The organism is Hyphococcus sp., assembly GCF_041986965.1.
GTDB lineage: Bacteria > Pseudomonadota > Alphaproteobacteria > Caulobacterales > Parvularculaceae > Hyphococcus.
The window spans coordinates 866,328-883,257 of the sequence record NZ_JBHIXB010000002.1; the positions used below are offsets into that span (position 1 = coordinate 866,328).

13 protein-coding genes and 1 tRNA gene are annotated in these 16,930 nt (G+C 59.3%); 7 read left to right on the top strand and 7 right to left on the bottom strand.

Annotation, left to right across the window (positions count from 1 at the left end; genetic code table 11):
- The first annotated feature begins 24 nt into the window (after positions 1–24).
- From ACFC5L_RS13045 to ACFC5L_RS13055, 3 genes are read left to right on the top strand one after another with little or no spacing between them, the layout of a single operon-like run.
- Positions 25–1,137 (top strand): TRAP transporter substrate-binding protein, encoded by a 1,113-nt coding sequence (locus ACFC5L_RS13045; protein ID WP_375203277.1) that lies wholly within the window; start codon positions 25–27, stop codon positions 1,135–1,137.
- A gap of 3 nt (positions 1,138–1,140) precedes the next feature.
- Positions 1,141–1,911, top strand: coding sequence for a TRAP transporter small permease subunit (locus ACFC5L_RS13050; protein ID WP_375202497.1), 771 nt, complete (start codon positions 1,141–1,143; stop codon positions 1,909–1,911).
- The gene (locus tag ACFC5L_RS13055; RefSeq protein WP_375202496.1) at positions 1,911–3,533 is read left to right on the top strand and encodes a TRAP transporter large permease; all 1,623 of its coding nucleotides are present in this window, start codon (positions 1,911–1,913) and stop codon (positions 3,531–3,533) included. The genes ACFC5L_RS13050 and ACFC5L_RS13055 overlap by 1 nt, the downstream gene beginning before the upstream one ends.
- Here the strand turns inward: ACFC5L_RS13055 and ACFC5L_RS13060 are convergent.
- On the bottom strand, positions 3,530–4,747 hold the full coding sequence (locus ACFC5L_RS13060; RefSeq protein WP_375202495.1) for an NAD(P)/FAD-dependent oxidoreductase: 1,218 nt from the start codon (positions 4,745–4,747) through the stop codon (positions 3,530–3,532). The two genes, ACFC5L_RS13055 and ACFC5L_RS13060, sit on opposite strands and share 4 nt — an antisense overlap.
- Positions 4,748–4,902: 155 nt before the next feature.
- On the opposite strand from ACFC5L_RS13060, the gene ACFC5L_RS13065 reads away from it, so the two are divergent.
- Positions 4,903–7,050 carry a malate synthase G gene (locus tag ACFC5L_RS13065; protein WP_375202494.1) on the top strand — a complete coding sequence of 716 codons (2,148 nt, stop codon included), beginning with the start codon at positions 4,903–4,905 and terminating at the stop codon, positions 7,048–7,050.
- A gap of 160 nt (positions 7,051–7,210) precedes the next feature.
- Here the strand turns inward: ACFC5L_RS13065 and ACFC5L_RS13070 are convergent, their stop codons facing one another.
- Positions 7,211–8,632: a helix-turn-helix domain-containing protein gene (locus ACFC5L_RS13070; protein WP_375202493.1), complete on the bottom strand. Its 1,422-nt coding sequence runs from the start codon at positions 8,630–8,632 to the stop codon at positions 7,211–7,213.
- Between the two features lie 185 nt (positions 8,633–8,817).
- Between ACFC5L_RS13070 and ACFC5L_RS13075 the strand changes: the two genes are divergently transcribed.
- Together ACFC5L_RS13075 and ACFC5L_RS13080 are read left to right on the top strand one after the other, a co-directional pair.
- The gene (locus ACFC5L_RS13075; RefSeq protein ID WP_375202492.1) at positions 8,818–10,416 is read left to right on the top strand and encodes an isocitrate lyase; all 1,599 of its coding nucleotides are present in this window, start codon (positions 8,818–8,820) and stop codon (positions 10,414–10,416) included.
- 194 nt (positions 10,417–10,610) lie between these two features.
- Positions 10,611–11,348: a glutathione S-transferase family protein gene (locus tag ACFC5L_RS13080; protein WP_375202491.1), complete on the top strand. Its 738-nt coding sequence runs from the start codon at positions 10,611–10,613 to the stop codon at positions 11,346–11,348.
- A 189-nt stretch (positions 11,349–11,537) separates the two neighbouring features.
- Here ACFC5L_RS13080 and ACFC5L_RS13085 read toward each other — a convergent pair whose 3' ends face one another.
- Together ACFC5L_RS13085 and ACFC5L_RS13090 are read right to left on the bottom strand one after the other, a co-directional pair.
- A complete protein-coding gene (locus ACFC5L_RS13085) occupies positions 11,538–11,969 on the bottom strand; it encodes a nuclear transport factor 2 family protein (RefSeq protein WP_375202490.1) in 432 nt (143 codons plus the stop codon).
- 95 nt (positions 11,970–12,064) lie between these two features.
- Positions 12,065–14,068 carry a GMC family oxidoreductase N-terminal domain-containing protein gene (locus tag ACFC5L_RS13090; RefSeq protein WP_375202489.1) on the bottom strand — a complete coding sequence of 668 codons (2,004 nt, stop codon included), beginning with the start codon at positions 14,066–14,068 and terminating at the stop codon, positions 12,065–12,067.
- A 363-nt stretch (positions 14,069–14,431) separates the two neighbouring features.
- Here ACFC5L_RS13090 and ACFC5L_RS13095 point away from each other — a divergent pair, with 363 nt between their 5' ends.
- The gene (locus tag ACFC5L_RS13095; RefSeq protein WP_375202488.1) at positions 14,432–15,604 is read left to right on the top strand and encodes a hypothetical protein; all 1,173 of its coding nucleotides are present in this window, start codon (positions 14,432–14,434) and stop codon (positions 15,602–15,604) included.
- Positions 15,605–15,751: 147 nt separating this feature from the next.
- Here ACFC5L_RS13095 and ACFC5L_RS13100 read toward each other — a convergent pair whose 3' ends face one another.
- The 3 genes from ACFC5L_RS13100 to ACFC5L_RS13110 form a co-directional block, all read right to left on the bottom strand.
- Positions 15,752–16,387 carry a hypothetical protein gene (locus tag ACFC5L_RS13100; protein ID WP_375202487.1) on the bottom strand — a complete coding sequence of 212 codons (636 nt, stop codon included), beginning with the start codon at positions 16,385–16,387 and terminating at the stop codon, positions 15,752–15,754.
- Between the two features lie 17 nt (positions 16,388–16,404).
- Positions 16,405–16,480 (bottom strand) — tRNA-Val (locus ACFC5L_RS13105).
- A 156-nt stretch (positions 16,481–16,636) separates the two neighbouring features.
- Complete coding sequence (locus ACFC5L_RS13110) at positions 16,637–16,909, bottom strand: HU family DNA-binding protein (RefSeq protein WP_375202486.1); 273 nt, start codon at positions 16,907–16,909, stop codon at positions 16,637–16,639.
- Positions 16,910–16,930 lie beyond the last annotated feature (21 nt).

Consider the following 16,930-nt stretch of genomic DNA (forward strand, 5'->3'; position numbering starts at 1 on the left):
ACCGAGGGGGCGAAGCGCCTGATGATGAAACGCAGACAATTGCTCACAGGCGGCGCCGTTAGCGCCGCCGGCCTCGTGGCTGGATGTGAATGCGGCGTTCCCGCCGGCGGCGCCGCAATCCCCGGCGCCATCAATTCCCGCGAACTGAAAATGGTGACCACCTGGCCCAAGGATTTCCCCGGCCTCGGCGCCATGCCGGAACGCGTCGCGCAGTTCATTACAGAAATGTCCGGCGGCGCCATGACTGTCCGCGTTTTTGCCGCGGGCGAACTTGTCAGCGCTTTTGAAAGTTTTGACGCCGTCTCCAACGGCGCCGCAGACATGTATCACGGCGCAGAATATTACTGGGTCGGCAAGTCGCCCGGCTTCAATTTTTTCACCGCCGTTCCTTTCGGCATGACCATCTCGGAAATCATGGCGTGGACGGAATTCGGCGGCGGCCAGCCGCTCTGGGATGAACTCTCCGCGCGCTTCAATATTAAGCCAATCGCAGCAGGCAATTCCGGTCATCAACTCGGCGGCTGGTTCAAAAAGGAAATCAACTCGCTCGAAGATTTGCGCGGCCTCAAAATGCGTATGCCGGGTCTCGGCGGCGAAGTCCTGCGCCGCATCGGCGCTTCCGCCGTCGCCATTTCCGGCGGCGAGATCTATCCCGCTCTGCAATCGGGCGCCATCGACGCGACGGAATGGGTTGGCCCGTGGAACGATCTCGCTTTCGGTTTTTATCAGGAAGCGAAATATTATTACTGGCCGGGGTTTCACGAGCCGGGCTCACAGCTCGCCTGCGGCATCAATCTTGATCTCTGGAACACCTTTACGGCGACGGAAAAATCCATCGTCATCGGCGCCTGCCAGCGCGCGAACAATATTTCCATCGCCGAATTCACCCATCACAACGCTATCGCGCTGGAACAATTGCTCAACGAGCACGGCGTCCAACTGCGCCAGATGCCGGAGGATGTCATGGCCGCCCTCGCAGACGCCAGCAAAACCGTGCTTCAGGAAGCCGCCGCCACAGACGACATGACGAACCGAATTTATCAGAGCTTCCGGGAGTCTCTCGTCCGGTCCATGGAATGGAGCCGGATTTCTGACGAAGCTTATATGGCCGCGCGCCGCACAGCGTTCAATCTGTAAGCCATGCTTGATCTCGCTGGGGACATTCTCAACTGGGCGGCTGCGGGAGTTTTCTTTCCGCTGCTGTTTCTGCCGCTGGGGCTTTTGATTTCGGACAAACGGCCCAGCTTGTTTTGGGCGGCGTTCACTGCGCTTATTGTGTGCGCCGGGCTCCTTTTCGTCCGCCTCACGCCGGTGCTGGCGCTAACGCCGTCGCCCGCCAAAATGATGTGGTTCGCGGGACTGTTCGCCGCAACAGTGACGGCGGCCGCCGTCATCGGCTTGAAAAAAACATCCTGGTATCTTTCCGGCGCTTTCGAAGTGATCGCCAAGAGCATCGGCCGCGGCGTTATGTGGCTGCTTCTCGCCATGGCGGTGATCCAGTTCAGCGTCGTCATCCTGCGCTATGTTTTCGGCCTCAACTACATCTTCATGCAGGAATCGATCACCTATATGCACGGGGCCGTGTTCCTGCTTGCAGGCGGTTATGCGCTGCTGACGGATGATCATGTGCGCGTCGATATTTTCTATCGCGAGGCGACGCCGAAGCGAAAAGCGCTTGTCGACCTTCTCGGAACCTACCTCCTGCTCACTCCCGTCTGTCTGCTCCTGATCTGGACGGCCTCGCCTTATGTGGCCCGGTCATGGGCGGTCGGCGAAGGCTCGAATGAATCGTCAGGCATACAGGCCCTCTTCATTATCAAATCCTTCATCCCCGCTTTCGCCGTCCTGATGATGATGGCGGGCTTCGTCATCGCCGCGCGCGCCGTCGCGACCTTGAAGGAGCGCGGCTGATGGAGTTCGAGATCGGCAATGTCGCCTTTTGCGCCTGCGCTATCGCGGGCTGGCTCGACATCTTGATGGTGCTGGTTCTGTGCGTCGTGTTGGTGATGGGATATCCGGTTGCGTTCAGTCTCGCCGGAACGGCCCTCCTCTTCGCCGTTCTCGGCCTGACGTTCGGCGTCTTCGACATTTCTTACCTCATTCCTTTTCCGCAACGCGTCTTCGGCGCCGTCTCCAATACGACGTTGATCGCGGTGCCCATGTTCATTCTCATGGGCGTCATTCTGGAAAAATCGAAGATCGCCGAAGAACTGCTCGACGAAATGGCGAAGCTTTTCGGCTCGCTGCCCGGCGGTCTCGGCTTGTCGGTGACGATCGTCGGCATGCTGCTCGCAGCGTCCACCGGCATTGTCGGCGCCACCGTCGTCACCATGGGATTGCTCAGCCTGCCGACCATGCTCCGGCGCGGCTATGATCCCGCTTTCGCCTCGGGGTCTATCGCAGCGGCCGGAACCCTCGGCCAGATCATTCCGCCGTCGATCGTGTTGATCCTTTTGGGCGACGTCATTTCCAACGCCTATCAGCGCGCGCAGCTGCAGCAAGGCATCATGTCGCCGGACACGGTATCCGTCGGCCATCTCTTCGCCGGCGCTCTCTTGCCTGGCCTTATGCTGGTGGGCTTTTACATCTGCTGGCAGTTATTCGTGGCGCTGACCTCGCCCAAAAAAGCGCCGGCGATCCCTGCGGCGGAACTCGGCAGCCGCAAGGAAGTCTGGGCCGCCGCCATGAAAACCCTGCCGCCGCCGCTCATTCTCATCATTGCCGTCTTGGGCTCGATCCTCGCAGGCGTCGCGACGCCGACAGAAGCCGCCAGCGTCGGCGCCATCGGCGCATTGCTGATCGCCGGCATGCGCCTTGCCCCCAAAGGCTCGCTGCTTGCGGGGCGTTTTGCGGTTCTTGTGTCCGCCATCGCCATCATCGGACTTCTCATCCTGACGTCTGCGCTTGATCTGCGTCTTGGCCGCGACAGTATTTCCATCATGGAAACAGCAGGCATCGCAATCGCGTTTCTTCTATTTGCGCTGACGCCCTGGGGCGTCGTCGCCAGCCTTTTCCAGTTGCACCGGGAAAAAGCGATGGCGCCGATCTTCGACCAGACTGCGCGGGTGACGACCATGGTCTTCACCATTCTCATCGGCGCCGCCCTCTTCTCTCTCGTCTTCCGCGGACTCGGCGGCGACGACACGGTGCACCGCGCCCTCGCCGCAACGCCGGGCGGCGTTGTCGGCGCCGTTCTCACCGTGATGATCGTGATGTTCGTGCTCGGCTTCTTTCTCGATTTCATCGAGATCACGCTGGTCGTCGTGCCGCTGGTTGGTCCGCCGCTGCTCGCCATGGGACTCGATCCGGTCTGGCTCGGCGTGATGATGGCGATCAACCTACAGACGTCATTTCTGACGCCGCCTTTTGGTTTCGCGCTTTTCTATCTGAGGGGTGTGGCGCCGCCGGAAGTCAAAACCGCAGACATTTATCGCGGCGCCATTCCCTATATCGGCGTGCAGCTTCTCGCGCTCGGCGTGCTGGCGCTCTGGCCGCAGATCGCCACCTGGCTGCCAGGCGTATTGTACGATTAGACAAGCGTTTTCAGATCGACGTTCCTGTCGCCGAGCTTTGCAGGATCGAGCGTCACGCCGGCTGTGATCAATTTCTTGCCCATGGCGAATGATATCGCATCGTTAATCGCGTCCACAGCCAACGCCTTGCCGTCTTTCAAATACCAGACAGCGAATTTTTTCTCCGCCGGATCGCCGCGCACCACTAGATCGTCATGACCTTCGCAGAGGCCCACCGTTTGCAGCTTCACATCATACTGGTCCGACCAGAACCATGGCAACGCATCGTAAACAACCTCGCCGCCAAGTATGTTCGCCGCCGCCGCTTTCGCCTGTTCGATGGCGTTCGGCACAGATTCAAGGCGCATGCGCCGGCCATATCGCGGCGACGGAAAATTGGTGCAGTCGCCCGCAGCGAAAATCGCCGGATCGGATGTGCGCGCATATTCATCGACGACAATGCCGTTCTCGATGTCGAGGCCCGCTTCCGTCGCCAGTGAAACTTCCGGCGCGGCGCCGATGCCGACAAGGGCGGTTTCGCATTCAATGATTTCACCATCGGCGAGGCGCGCGCCGTGAATGCGGCCCTCTCCTTCAAAGGCTTCAAAAGCAGCGCCAAGCCGCAGATCGACGCCGGCGGCTTTGTGGAGCTCCTGATAAAAAGCCGAAACGGGTTCGCTGGCAACGCGGGCGAGAACGCGCGGCGCCATCTCAAGGACGCTCACCTCGCGGCCCGCCTGGCGCGCAACGGCGGCGACCTCGAGCCCGATATATCCTGCGCCGACAATGACGACCCGCCCGGGCGCGGCCAGCATCGGCCGCAGCGCATCGGAGTCCGCCAGCGTCCTTAAATAATGAACGCCCGTCAGATCGGCGCCGGGCGCCGTGATCCGCCGCGGCGGGGCGCCCGTTGCGATCAACAGGACGTCATAGGCATGCGCCTCGCCATCGTCGGTCGAGACAGTCTTCGCCTTGCGGTCAATTGCTGTCGCATGCACGCCGAGGTGAAGCGCAATTTCCTGTTTTTCATAAAATTCCGCAGGCCGCAGATAGAGCCGCGCTTCGTCGAGATCGCCTTTGAGATAAGCTTTGGACAAAGGCGGACGTTGATAAGGCGGCGCTTCCTCCGCGCCGATCATGGTGATCGCGCCTTTATGGCCGCCCTGACGCAGGGAAACAGCCGCCTGCGCGCCCGCCTGCCCCGCGCCGATGATCACTATGCGCTCTACCGTCATGATATATCGTCCGTCACCACCGCTTTTTCAAAGACCCTATTAGAAGAAATAACAACAGATTCCACCCCCGCCTATTCCATTTCGCGTCTGGATGCCTATTGGTAGCGCCCCACAACCAGCTTCGTAACCGATGCCGTAGCCGACAGGGAAGTAAGATGACGAACCGTGCGCAACTGACGATTGCACCTGAACTCGCCGCTTTTATCGAGGAAGAGGCCCTGCCCGGAACAGGCGTCAGCGCTGATGATTTCTGGAGCGGCTTTGCAAAGATCATCGCCGATCTCGCCCCCCGGAACCGGGAATTGCTGGCGAAGCGCGACGCCTTACAGGCGAAACTCGACGACTGGCACCGCGCGCATAAAGGCGATTATGACGTCGCGGCCTATACGGCGTTCCTGAAAGAGATCGGCTATCTCGTCCCGGAACCGGCGCCGTTCGAAATCTCTACCGCTCATGTGGATGAGGAGCTGCGCGCCGTCGCGGGACCGCAGCTTGTCGTGCCGGTCTCCAACGCCCGCTACGCGCTGAACGCCGCCAACGCCCGCTGGGGATCGCTCTATGACGCGCTTTACGGAACGGACGCCATCTCCGAAGACGGCGGCGCAGAGAAAGGCAAAGGCTACAATCCCAAACGCGGCGACAAAGTCATCGCGAGAGCCCGTGCGCTGCTCGATCTGGCGGCGCCGCTCGCAAATGGCTCGCATACCGATGCTGCAAATTATTCCGTGAAGGATGGCGCACTGGTAGTTGAAACGGCTAATGGCGCAACGGGCCTTAAAAGTCCTGAGAAATTCGCCGGATTTAAAGGCGACGCCGCCAAGCCCTCCGCGATCCTTCTGAAAAACAACGGATTGCATCTCGAAATTGTCATCGACCCGTCAAGCGCCATCGGCAAGACCGACAAGGCGGGCGTTGCGGATGTGATTATCGAAGCCGCCGTCTCGACGATCATGGATTGCGAGGATTCCGTCGCCGCCGTGGACGCCGAAGACAAGGTCAATGTCTACCGCAACTGGCTTGGCCTGATGAAAGGCGATCTCGAAGACACCTTCGAGAAAAACGGCAAGCCCATGACGCGCAAGCTCAATCCCGACCGCGACTATGTCGCGCCGGACGGCAAGGCTTTCGCGCTCCATGGCCGGTCCATGATGCTGGTCAGGAATGTCGGTCACCACATGTATACAGATGTCATCCGTGACGCGAATGGCGAAGAGATTCCCGAGACCATCATGGACGCGGCGGTGACGTCGCTGATTGCTCTCCACGACATCAAGGGCAAGCGCCTGAATTCGCGCGCCGGGTCGGTTTACATCGTCAAACCGAAGCTGCACGGACCGGAAGAAGCCGCTTTCGCCGCCGAGCTGTTCACCCGCGTCGAAGAGATTCTCGGCATGGAGAAAAACACACTGAAAATCGGCGTGATGGACGAGGAAAAACGCACCTCCGCCAATCTCGGCGCGTGCATCCACGCCGTGCAAGAGCGCCTCGTCTTCATCAACACCGGTTTCCTTGATCGCACTGGCGATGAAATTCACTCCATCATGCAGGGCGGGCCCATCATCCGCAAAAATGCGGTGAAGGATTCCGAATGGATCAAGGCCTATGAGGCGCGCAATGTCGGGATCGGCCTTGCCTGCGGCCTCGCCGGCCGCGCCCAGATCGGTAAAGGCATGTGGGCGGCGCCCGATATGATGGCGGCGATGATGGAACAGAAAATCGGCCACCCGAAAGCCGGCGCCACCACCGCCTGGACGCCGTCGCCAACGGCTGCCGCGCTCCACGCCATGCATTATCACGAGGTTGATGTCTTCGCGCGTCAGGACGAGCTGAAAGGCAAGGCCACCGGCGATCTCGACAAGCTGCTGACGCCGCCTTACGCGGATGGCGTCAATTTTTCCGAAGAGGAAATTCGCGAAGAGCTCGACAATAACGCGCAAGGGATTCTCGGTTACGTGGTGCGCTGGGTCGATCATGGCGTAGGCTGTTCGAAAGTGCCGGACATTCATGATGTGGGCCTGATGGAAGACCGCGCGACCTTGCGCATTTCCTCACAGCACATCGCCAACTGGCTGATGCATGGGCTGTTGAGCGAGGAACAGGTGATGGAGGCGATGAAGCGCATGGCCGCCGTCGTCGACAAACAGAACGAAGCTGACCCCGCCTATACGCCCATGGCGCCGGACTTTAACGGCCCGGCCTTCAAGGCCGCTTGCGATCTTGTTTTCAAAGGCGCGGAACAACCCAACGGCTATACAGAGTTTCTACTGACGCGCTGGCGGAAAAAGGCGAAAGCGGCGAATTAGGCAATCACTCTTTGTCATCCCGGACGCGATGCAGCATGAAATGCTGCTTCGCTGATCCGGGATCTGCCCGATATCTGAATATCGGAGATCCCGTGTCTGCAGCGCGTCATTTCATGCTGCATCGCGTCCGGGATGACAGCAGAGAGTTATTCGCCACACTTCACCGATCCGAAAATCCGAACGGCGCGATCGTTCGGCGATAATCGTCCGGTAAAACCTGCCGTCCGATGGGCGGTTCGGCGCGGGCGGCGCATTCAATGCGGTGACACAAGCGGCAGGCGACGCCGATCGGCGTCGGTTTCACCGATTTCAGATCCTGCCCTTGCGTATAGATTAACCGGTGCGCGTGCTTGGCGGCGCAGCCAAGCGCCACGGCGCGCTCAATGCGCGGCGCGCCCCAGGCGCCGCCGCCCGCCGTCACCGTGCGAACGATGGTGAAGAACTTTTCGCCGTCGGGCAGCTCCACCCATTCCGTGATGATCTCCCGCGGCCGCGTAAAGGCCTGATGCAGCGACCATAGAGGACACGACCCGCCATGGCGGGCGAAGGGAAAGCCCGCGCCGTCGAGCCGCTTCGATACATTGCCAGCGGCATCGACGCGAATGAAGAAAAACGGCACGCCCTCCTGCCCCGCTTTCTGCAAGGTCGTCAGGCGATGGGCGGCCTGTTCGAAGCTGGCGCCGAATTGCCGCGACAAGGCTTCAATATCGTATTTCCGCGACTCCGCCGCTTTGACGAAAGCGCGGTAGGGCATCATCAACGCCCCGGCGGCGTAATTCGCCAAGGCCCGCCGCCCCAGACGCTCGCTGTTTTCCGACGTGAACCCGCCTTCCGCCAGCGCTTCGTCAATCGTCTCACGCATGTCGAGATAGGCGATCTGCAAGGCCAGTTGAAAATTCTGGCTGGCGCGATCGAGCGTTTCGTCAAGCACGATCTCCCTGCGATGGCGGTCGAGACGGCGCACCGCGCCCATCATGATATCGGGCGGCAATCGCCTGACGCCGAGTTTGTGCTTTTCCTTGAAATAATCCGTAAACTGATCAGCGCCGCCAATATGAGTGGCGATCCGCTCCGCATGATCGTCTATCGCCGGAAAGGAATTGCGCCGCGCCGATAAAAACCGCCGCGCCTCGGCGACCGGGTCCGGCGCGCTTTTTTGGTGATCAGGCCCTTCTTCCCCTCCTTGATCGGCCAGCGCAAGCTGTCCGTCGCGATAGGCGGTGTACAGACGGATAACCGCTTCAGCCACCGCCGGATAGGAGCGCGAGACGTCCTCCACATCCATGGGCGACAGTTCGAGATCGGTGAAAAGAGGATCGCGCAACACGCCGTCGAGGCGGGCGGCGAACTCCTCCCCGCGCTCACCCGCAAGCGAGGCGACATCAAGCTGATAAACTTGCGCCAGCTTCAAGAGCATCTCGGCTGTCATGGGCCGCTGGTTACGCTCCATCAGCGCGATGTAGGACGGCGAGACGCCGAGGTCTTCCGCCATGACCGCCTGGGTCAGCCCCATCTCCCGCCGGAGACGGCGCAAGCGGGGGCCCATGAAGGCTGCCCGGTCTTTGCCTTTTGCTGAGGCCATGATGTTTCCTTACAAGTGAAAACTTTACAACATTACAGCAAAATTCTGTAAAGTTTGACAATAAGACTTTTTCGCGCCTGCACAAACCCCGCTGAGCCCTCTATTTTCCGGGCCAATGGCGCGACCGGCCCTCTACGCCCTGACCGCCACAGTGAAATTTTCTAAGCGAATCAAAGGGAAGCCCCATGACCTATCTGGAGAATCTGAACAACGCGGCCAGCACCATCAAGGCCCAAGACGGCTGGAACGGCATCGACGCCGAGTCCGTCGCCCGCATGCGCCTTCAGAACCGCTTCCACACCGGGCTCGATATCGCGAAATACACCGCGAAGATCATGCGCGAAGATATGGCCGCCTATGACGCTGATCCCGCCAACTACACCCAGTCGCTCGGCTGCTGGCACGGCTTCATCGGCCAGCAGAAGATGATCGCCATCAAGAAGCATTTCGGCGAGACCAAAGGCCGTTACCTCTATCTTTCAGGCTGGATGGTCGCGGCGCTGCGTTCCGAATTCGGCCCCCTGCCCGACCAGTCCATGCATGAAAAAACATCCGTGCCCGCCCTCATCGAGGAGCTCTACACCTTCCTGAAACAGGCGGACGCGCGAGAGCTTGGCGGCCTCTTCCGCGATCTCGACGCTGCGCGCGACGCCGGCGACCAGGTTGCGGAAAAGCAGATCCTCAACAAGATCGACAATTTCCAGACCCATGTCGTGCCGATCATCGCCGACATTGACGCGGGCTTCGGCAACGCAGAGGCGACCTACCTCCTCGCCAAGAAAATGATCGAGGCCGGCGCCTGCGCGCTGCAAATCGAAAACCAGGTCTCGGACGAAAAACAATGCGGCCACCAGGACGGCAAGGTCACCGTTCCTCACGAGGATTTCCTCGCCAAAATCCGTGCCTGCCGTTACGCCTTCCTCGAACTCGGCGTCGATGACGGCGTCATCGTTGCACGCACGGACTCACTCGGCGCAGGTCTGACGAAACAGATCGCGTTCAGCGCCAAGGAAGGCGATCTCGGCGACCAGTACAATGCGTTCCTCGATTGCGAGGAAGTCGCCGCGAACGAAATCAACAATGGCGATGTGGTCATCACGCGCGACGGCAAGCTGATGCGCCCGAAACGCCTGCGCTCAAACCTTTTCCAGTTCAAGAAAGGCACCGGCGAAGACCGCTGCGTACTCGACTGCATCACCTCGCTTCAGCATGGCGCCGACCTTTTGTGGATCGAGACCGAAAAACCGCATGTGGAACAGATCGCCGGTATGGTCGACCGCATCCGCGAGGTCATCCCGAACGCCAAGCTCGTTTACAACAACTCGCCGTCCTTCAACTGGACCTTGAACTTCCGCCAACAGGTGTTCGACGCCTGGGAAAAAGACGGCAAGGACGTTTCCGCCTATAACCGCGACAAGCTGATGAGCGTCGATTATGACGACACGGAACTGGCGCTCGAAGCGGACAAGCGCATCCAGTCGTTCCAGCGCGACGGCTCGAAACGCGCCGGCATTTTCCATCACCTCATCACGCTGCCGACCTATCACACGGCGGCGCTGTCGACCGACAATCTCGCCAAGCGCTATTTTGGCGAGGAAGCCATGCTGGGCTATGTCAAAAACGTCCAGCGCGAGGAAATTCGTCAGGGCGTCGCCTGCGTCAAACACCAGAACATGGCGGGCTCCGACATTGGCGACGATCACAAGGAGTATTTCGCGGGCGAGGCCGCGCTGAAAGCGGGCGGTAAAGACAACACAATGAACCAGTTCGCAGCAGCCAGCTAAGTTCTTTTACAGGGAGGGAACGCTCCCGCGATCTGAAGCGCCGCCGGGTTTTCTCCATCCCGGCGGCGCTTTTGCGTTCATGGCGACGCAATTCATAAAACCGAGGGCATTTACTTCTTCTGGCGACGGTTTCGGCGCGGACGGCTGGGATAGGCTCGGGCCAACAAAAATCCAGTAGTTCAGGAGAAACGGCCTTGAAACTCTACAGCTTCGGCCCCGGCGCCAATTCGTTGAAACCACTGCTCGCGCTTTATGAAAAAGAGCTTGAGTTCGAGAGCGTCTTTTTGAATCCCGCGAAATTCGAGCATCACGCCGACTGGTACAAAAAACTTAACCCCAACGGCCAGGTCCCGGCGCTTGAGCACAATGGCAAGATCATCACCGAATCGACGGTGATCTGCGAATATCTCGAAGACGAGTTTTCCGATCAGAACCCGCTGCGCCCCGCCGACAATTTCGAGCGCGCGCAAATGCGCATCTGGACCAAATGGGTCGATGAATATTTCTGCTGGTGCGTTTCGACCATCGGCTGGCACCGCATGGTCGGCAATATGGTGAAACCTCTTTCCGACGAGGAATTTGAAGCCATGGTCGACAAGGTGCCGATCCACGAACAGAAAGTGAAATGGCGCCGGGCGCGCGAAGGCTTTCCGCAGGACCTTCTCGACGAAGAAATGCGCAAGATCGGCCATTCGGTGAAGAAACTCGAAGCGCGCCTCAAGGAGAGCAAATGGCTCGCCTGCGATCAGTACACGCTCGCCGACATCTGCAACTTCGCCATCGCCAACGGGATGCAGAACGGCTTCCCGGAATTTGTAAACGAAAAAGACACGCCGGCGATTCTCGACTGGCTGGGGCGGATCAATGACCGCCCGGCGGCGAAGAAAATGTTCGCCAACCAGCCGTCGGAATTCAACCGCAAGAAAGACTAAAACGCGGGCTTGGCGCTCAACAATTTCAACCTGTCATCCCGGAAGCCGGCTTTACCCAAATCTCTGATTTGGCTGGAAAGCCGAGCTATCCGGGATCTCATACTGCTGAACGTGAGATCCCGGCTCTAACACTCGCGCGCCAAAACCTGACGGTTTTGGGCTCGTGTAACGGCCGGAATGACAAATAACCTACGGCCGGAAGGACAAGGCGCCGCGGCGTTCCGCAAAGCGCCAGCCTTCGGCCGTTTTCCTGAACTTGTCCTGATAGGTCCCGACCAGCGGCGCGCCCTCGCCCTTGACCGGCAGGCCGCCGTCCTCGGCTTGCGCGCCCATGAACAACAGGATGACGCTGAACGCCGTTGCCTCTGTCTCGCTTGTTACATCAACCACCACATTGGCGCAGACATGGCGTGAAATGCGCGGCGGGCGCGCGGTGAACGCCTCCATGAGCGCTTCTCTGCCCACAATCGGCGCATCGGGCGCCGTCGGCCGCGTCATTAGTCCGTCTTCGGTATAGAGCGCGACAATCGCCTCCCAGTCATGGGCGTCGGTGAGATTGGCGTAATGATGGATAAGGCGCGCGCAGTCAGCTTCAATGGCGCGGCGGGTTTCGGGCGTCATGTATCTCTCCCGGACGTTGTTCCAACGGAAGTTTGCGCATCGCTGTCAGCAATTTGCAACCGCCGTGAAGGCAATCACGGTTGAATGTCAGCGCATTATGCGCTCGCCGCAAACGGGTCGCGCGCGGTCGCATAATGCGCCATGGCCATGGTGGTGAGCTGCGCATTGACGCGGATGCAACTCGGGAAAACGCTGGCGTCGGTGACGAGCACATTCTCCGTCCGGTGAACGCGGCAATCGAGATCGACGACGCCCTTCGCCGGATCGGCGTTGCGCCCATTGCCGCCATGAGGATGCGAACTTGAAAGCGTCACATCATCCGCCTCGCGGATGACGCGGTCGAAAAAACCGTCAATATCGTCGCCCGGCTTTAGTGCCAGCCCGCGCGCCACAGCCGGATAAACCTCCTCAGCCCCGGCGGCGAAATGCACTTTTGACAAGGCGCTGAGCGCACGGCGCAGAAGCGGCAACTCCACATCGTCGCGCAATTTGAAACGAAGACGCCCGCCCTTGAGCCGCCCCTGACGGTCTGCAGGAATAAGAACGCCCGCCGAGGCCATACGGTTATAGTTGCGCATGCGCCGCGCATGGTCGCCGAACCAGCCCGGCATCAGCGTCGACATGCTCATGGGCGGCTGGAAATGCGATTCCAGAAGGAAATCGCCGCGGTCCACATAGGTCGTCATCTGGTCTTCGTCCCAGGCGTTGAGCGGCGCGCCTTCAGGCATCAACGCAACAACGGGACAGGCGATGTTCAACGAAATGTCTTCGCCGGTATTTCTGACGCCGCTGTGGCCCAGAATGTTACTGGACGCGAGCGCGCCGGCGGCGACAACCACACCCTTGCGCGCCTTCACGAAACGTCTTGAGCCGTCGCTGAGACAAACCTCCACGCCATCGGCGCGGCGGGGCTCGTTGCCGTCGCGCCAGACAATCTTGCGCACCTCCGCATCCGCCAGAATATTGGCGCCGCGTTTGCGCGCGTCGAGCAGATAGGACTGGGCCATGCCCTGCTTGCGGGCGTAGGGGCAGCCTGTATTGCAATAGCCGCAATAGGCGCAATCGGCGCCGATGGAGCGCGGACCGTAATTCTTGCTGAACCATGTGGCGGGCGACGCGATGTCCTTCTGGTCGCCGGTGGAAGCCGCATAGCCCTGCCAGCCATCCAAAAGATGCGGGCCGTTATTGCGGCCGCTTTTGTGCTCGGCCTGTTCGACGCCGAGGCGATGCTCCACCGCTTCATAGGAGCTGATAAACCGCGCCTCATCCACCGGGGCGCCAAGCGCGGCCCAGTCGGCGAACACGTCATCAGCTTGCGGGTGGGTCAGCCCGGCCTGCTTCACGCGCAGGCAAATGCCATTATTGATGACCGTCGACCCGCCGACGCAGCGTCCCTGAAACACCACGATGTCGTTGTCACGGCTGGTTTGAATGCCGCCATCGATAAACAGCCGTGACGTCATGCGGCGCTCTTCATGGGTGATGCGTGTCGACGGATAATGCGGCCCCGCCTCAACGATCAGCACATCATGTCCATGATCGGCGAGCGTCGCCGCCGCCACCGCCCCGCCCGCGCCGGAGCCGATGACGATGACATCGGCGGCCTCCGGAATTTGATCCGGCTCCAGAATATCGTTGTGCGTCAGGTCGCGGCCCGGAAATAACGTCACCGGCACCTCGCCGCCGCCGCGAGCGCGATGGGCTGGCAAAATATAGCCGATTTGCTGCAAAACCGGGTTGGCGCGATTGTCGTCTTCGCTGACACCCTCCCAATGGCCGTAATAGCCCGCATAGATGATGGAGCGGATGCGCGCGAGATCCTGCATCATGTCATTCTGCGTTCGTTGCAGGCGTTTCTCGATCCTCCGCGCGCGCCATTCCGGTCCGAAGATCAGAAAGAACGGTCCGCCCAGCACCAGACACAGCACATAGAGAATAAGGCCGATCTCACCCGGCTTCTTGCCCTCGATCATGCCGAACTGGCGCTGGATATTGGCGACCACCTGATCCGAGGAGATCGCCATATCGGCGCCATGGAACAAGCCTTCGGTAAAGGCCTTCAGGATCGCCGCCTGAACAACATTGAATGGTTTTCGCATCGCTCTCCCCGTGATGGAAAAGCAATCCTATGGTGATTTGAATCTTCTCATAAGGAAACATGCGGCATTCAAGCGATCCGCCCTTTTGGCGGCCTTTGCCGCGCATGTGGCTGTGCTATCAGTAAAATTTGAGGCGAATAAACCGGAAACGAGCTGATGAGGCGGGAGACCTCGCGGTAAACGCATCAAGCCCGGAGGCCGCGCTCAGGGGAAGAGACAGGCGCACATTACCGAGGCATCCAGATTGATGCTTCCTGCGCCTTTTGATCCACATCAACAACAGACGCCTCTTACGAGCGCAGACTGAACAAGTAGCGTTTCCTGTAACCGGTTTCATACTTCTGAATGGAAAGGGAAGCGTCTATGACCGCCGCCCAAAGAAAACGCACAAGACTCCTCATCTTCATCCTGCTTCTGGCTGCATTGCTTTTCGCAACAGGAGCCTTGTTCGCGCAGATGACGGCCCGCTCCGGCGAACAGCTCGACGCCAGCGACGTCACCGACGATATGGTGTTCCTGGCCGCCGGCGAGCTTTCCGTATCGGCAAAATCGTCGGACGACATTTTCGCAGCCGGCGGAGAGCTTTCAATCAACGGCGCACAAGCCGACCACATGATCGCCGCAGGCGGCGACATAACCGTTACGAAAGCCGCCTTTCACGATTTCGTCGTTGCGGGCGGCGATGTCGACCTGATCGATGCAGTGATCGCTGACGATCTCGTCGCCGCAGCCGGCGACCTTAATGTAAGAGCGGATTTTCGGGTCAACGGCTCCGCGGTTCTTTCAGGCGGCGACCTCACGATCGACGCGCCAATCGGCGGAGAGCTCCGCGCCGCCGGCGCCAGCGTGCGCCTGAACAGCGAGATTGGACAGGACGCCCATATTGTTGGCGAGGAAGTCTTTATCGGACCAGACGCTAGGATTGGGGGTGACTTACGCCACCGGTCCGGCAACATCCACATCGATCCAGCCGCTGTCGTGTCGGGAGAAATCATAGAGCTCGAGCGTCCGGCAAGACCCGACCTTGAAGCATGGGGCATGAAAGCGGCGGCGGCGCTCGCCCTGTTCGCGCTCGCCTTTCTCGTCGGCGTCGCCTTGCTGGTCATGGTCATTGCACTCGCCTTGCCCGCTCTTATGAACAGCGCGAGCGACGTGATCCGGGAAAAGCCGTTCTCCATGATCGGCACCGGCTTTCTTATTTCCATCGCCGCGCCTGTCGTGATCCTGTTTCTTCTCGCCACCATTTTCGGCATTCCACTCGCGCTTCTGATCGTCGTGATTTACGCCGCTGCTTGGCCCCTCGCCATTGCCGCCTTCGCTTATTTCACGGGCATGCAAGCGCGCCGGGCGATGACCAAGAATGTTTCCCCGCCCAGCGCTCCCGCGCGCGTCCTATGGTCGGCGCTGGCCATCATTGTCCTCGCGCTGATCTCGCTCATTCCCATATTGGGGGGACTTGTCTGGCTCATCGCCTCTGTCACCGGACTGGGAGCAGTCATGACAAAGGGTGGGAAAGCGCTTGCGCTTAAAGCGTGAAGAAGAAGCGATATTGGGCGAAGCGCGATCTGTGCGCCCGGCCTTCGTCATGTTCAAGAAAAGGAAATGGATTTTCTACGCTACACAGCTGTCATGAAGACGGTTATTGGGCGGTAAGTATTGGAGGGTTAAATTTTCGCAAGCCTCCTACTGGCCTCGGGCGCTCACAAATCCCTCCAATGAAACAATATCTTCAATCACCACTAATTTATCGTTCTTATTATTCCGACGAAGGAGCATCTCGTTGCCTTTTTTCATTTGCTCAACAATTTTCGGCCCGCCCTCTCGCGTCCAAGGAGTACAGCTATATCCATGACACGCAAGCTTGAACGGCTCATTTCCATCTATTTTAACCTCCATAGATTCACCGAAACGATTGATGCTTCTTAGTTCAAAGGAAAAATCCCAAGACCTTTCATCAACGATTATGACAAACCCAACGTCATATTCCCCCGCACGCTGAAATTGTTTTTGATAAACTGCCCAACACTCCTGCAGTTGCCCATATTTATCGACATTCGTGTGGCAGTGACGTTGCCAAATTTCGAAATCAACATCTGCAAAAAACTGTTCATGGGCAATGGCGTTGCTAGAGGCAACCATGGCCAAAACCGTTATCGCTGAAATTCGAAAGCGCATGGGGGCAAAGCCTTTTAGTTGTCGAGACCTCGCATCATAGCCCAAACCTGCCTTTTCGTGGAGCTTACGCCCTAAATGCCTCAAGCAAGGCGGAATACGCATATTGTCTGCATGAATGCTTCCCCTGGACACAATTTCGTTCAAGCTTCTGTGTACTGGCGTGGTGGGCGGTGACGGGTTCGAACCGCCGACCCTCTCGGTGTAAACGAGATGCTCTACCAGCTGAGCTAACCGCCCTCCCCGGACGCGCGAGGCCATGCTTGCGCGCGGGGCGCTCCTCCTAGCGTGGAGTGTGTCCGGGATCAATCGCCATGACGCAGAAACCACCCAAAACAAAACGCCGGCGGGTTATGACGTCCGCCGACGTTTTGAAATCAGTTATGAAGACGGGCCCTAGTTGAGCGCGTCTTTGAGGCCCTTGCCGGCCGAGAATTTCGGCTGGACCGACGCCGGGATCTGGATTGTCTCACCCGTGCGCGGATTACGGCCTTCGCGGGCCTTACGCTGGGCGGCAGAGAAGGTGCCGAAGCCTACGAGGCGCACATCATCGCCGGCCTTGAGGGCGTTGGTGATGGCGTCAAAGACCGCATCCACCGCTTTTCCGGCTTCCGCTTTGCTCATGTCCGCCATGTCGGCGACACGATCGATAAATTCGTTTTTGTTCATTCCTCCGGCCTTTCCGTTGTT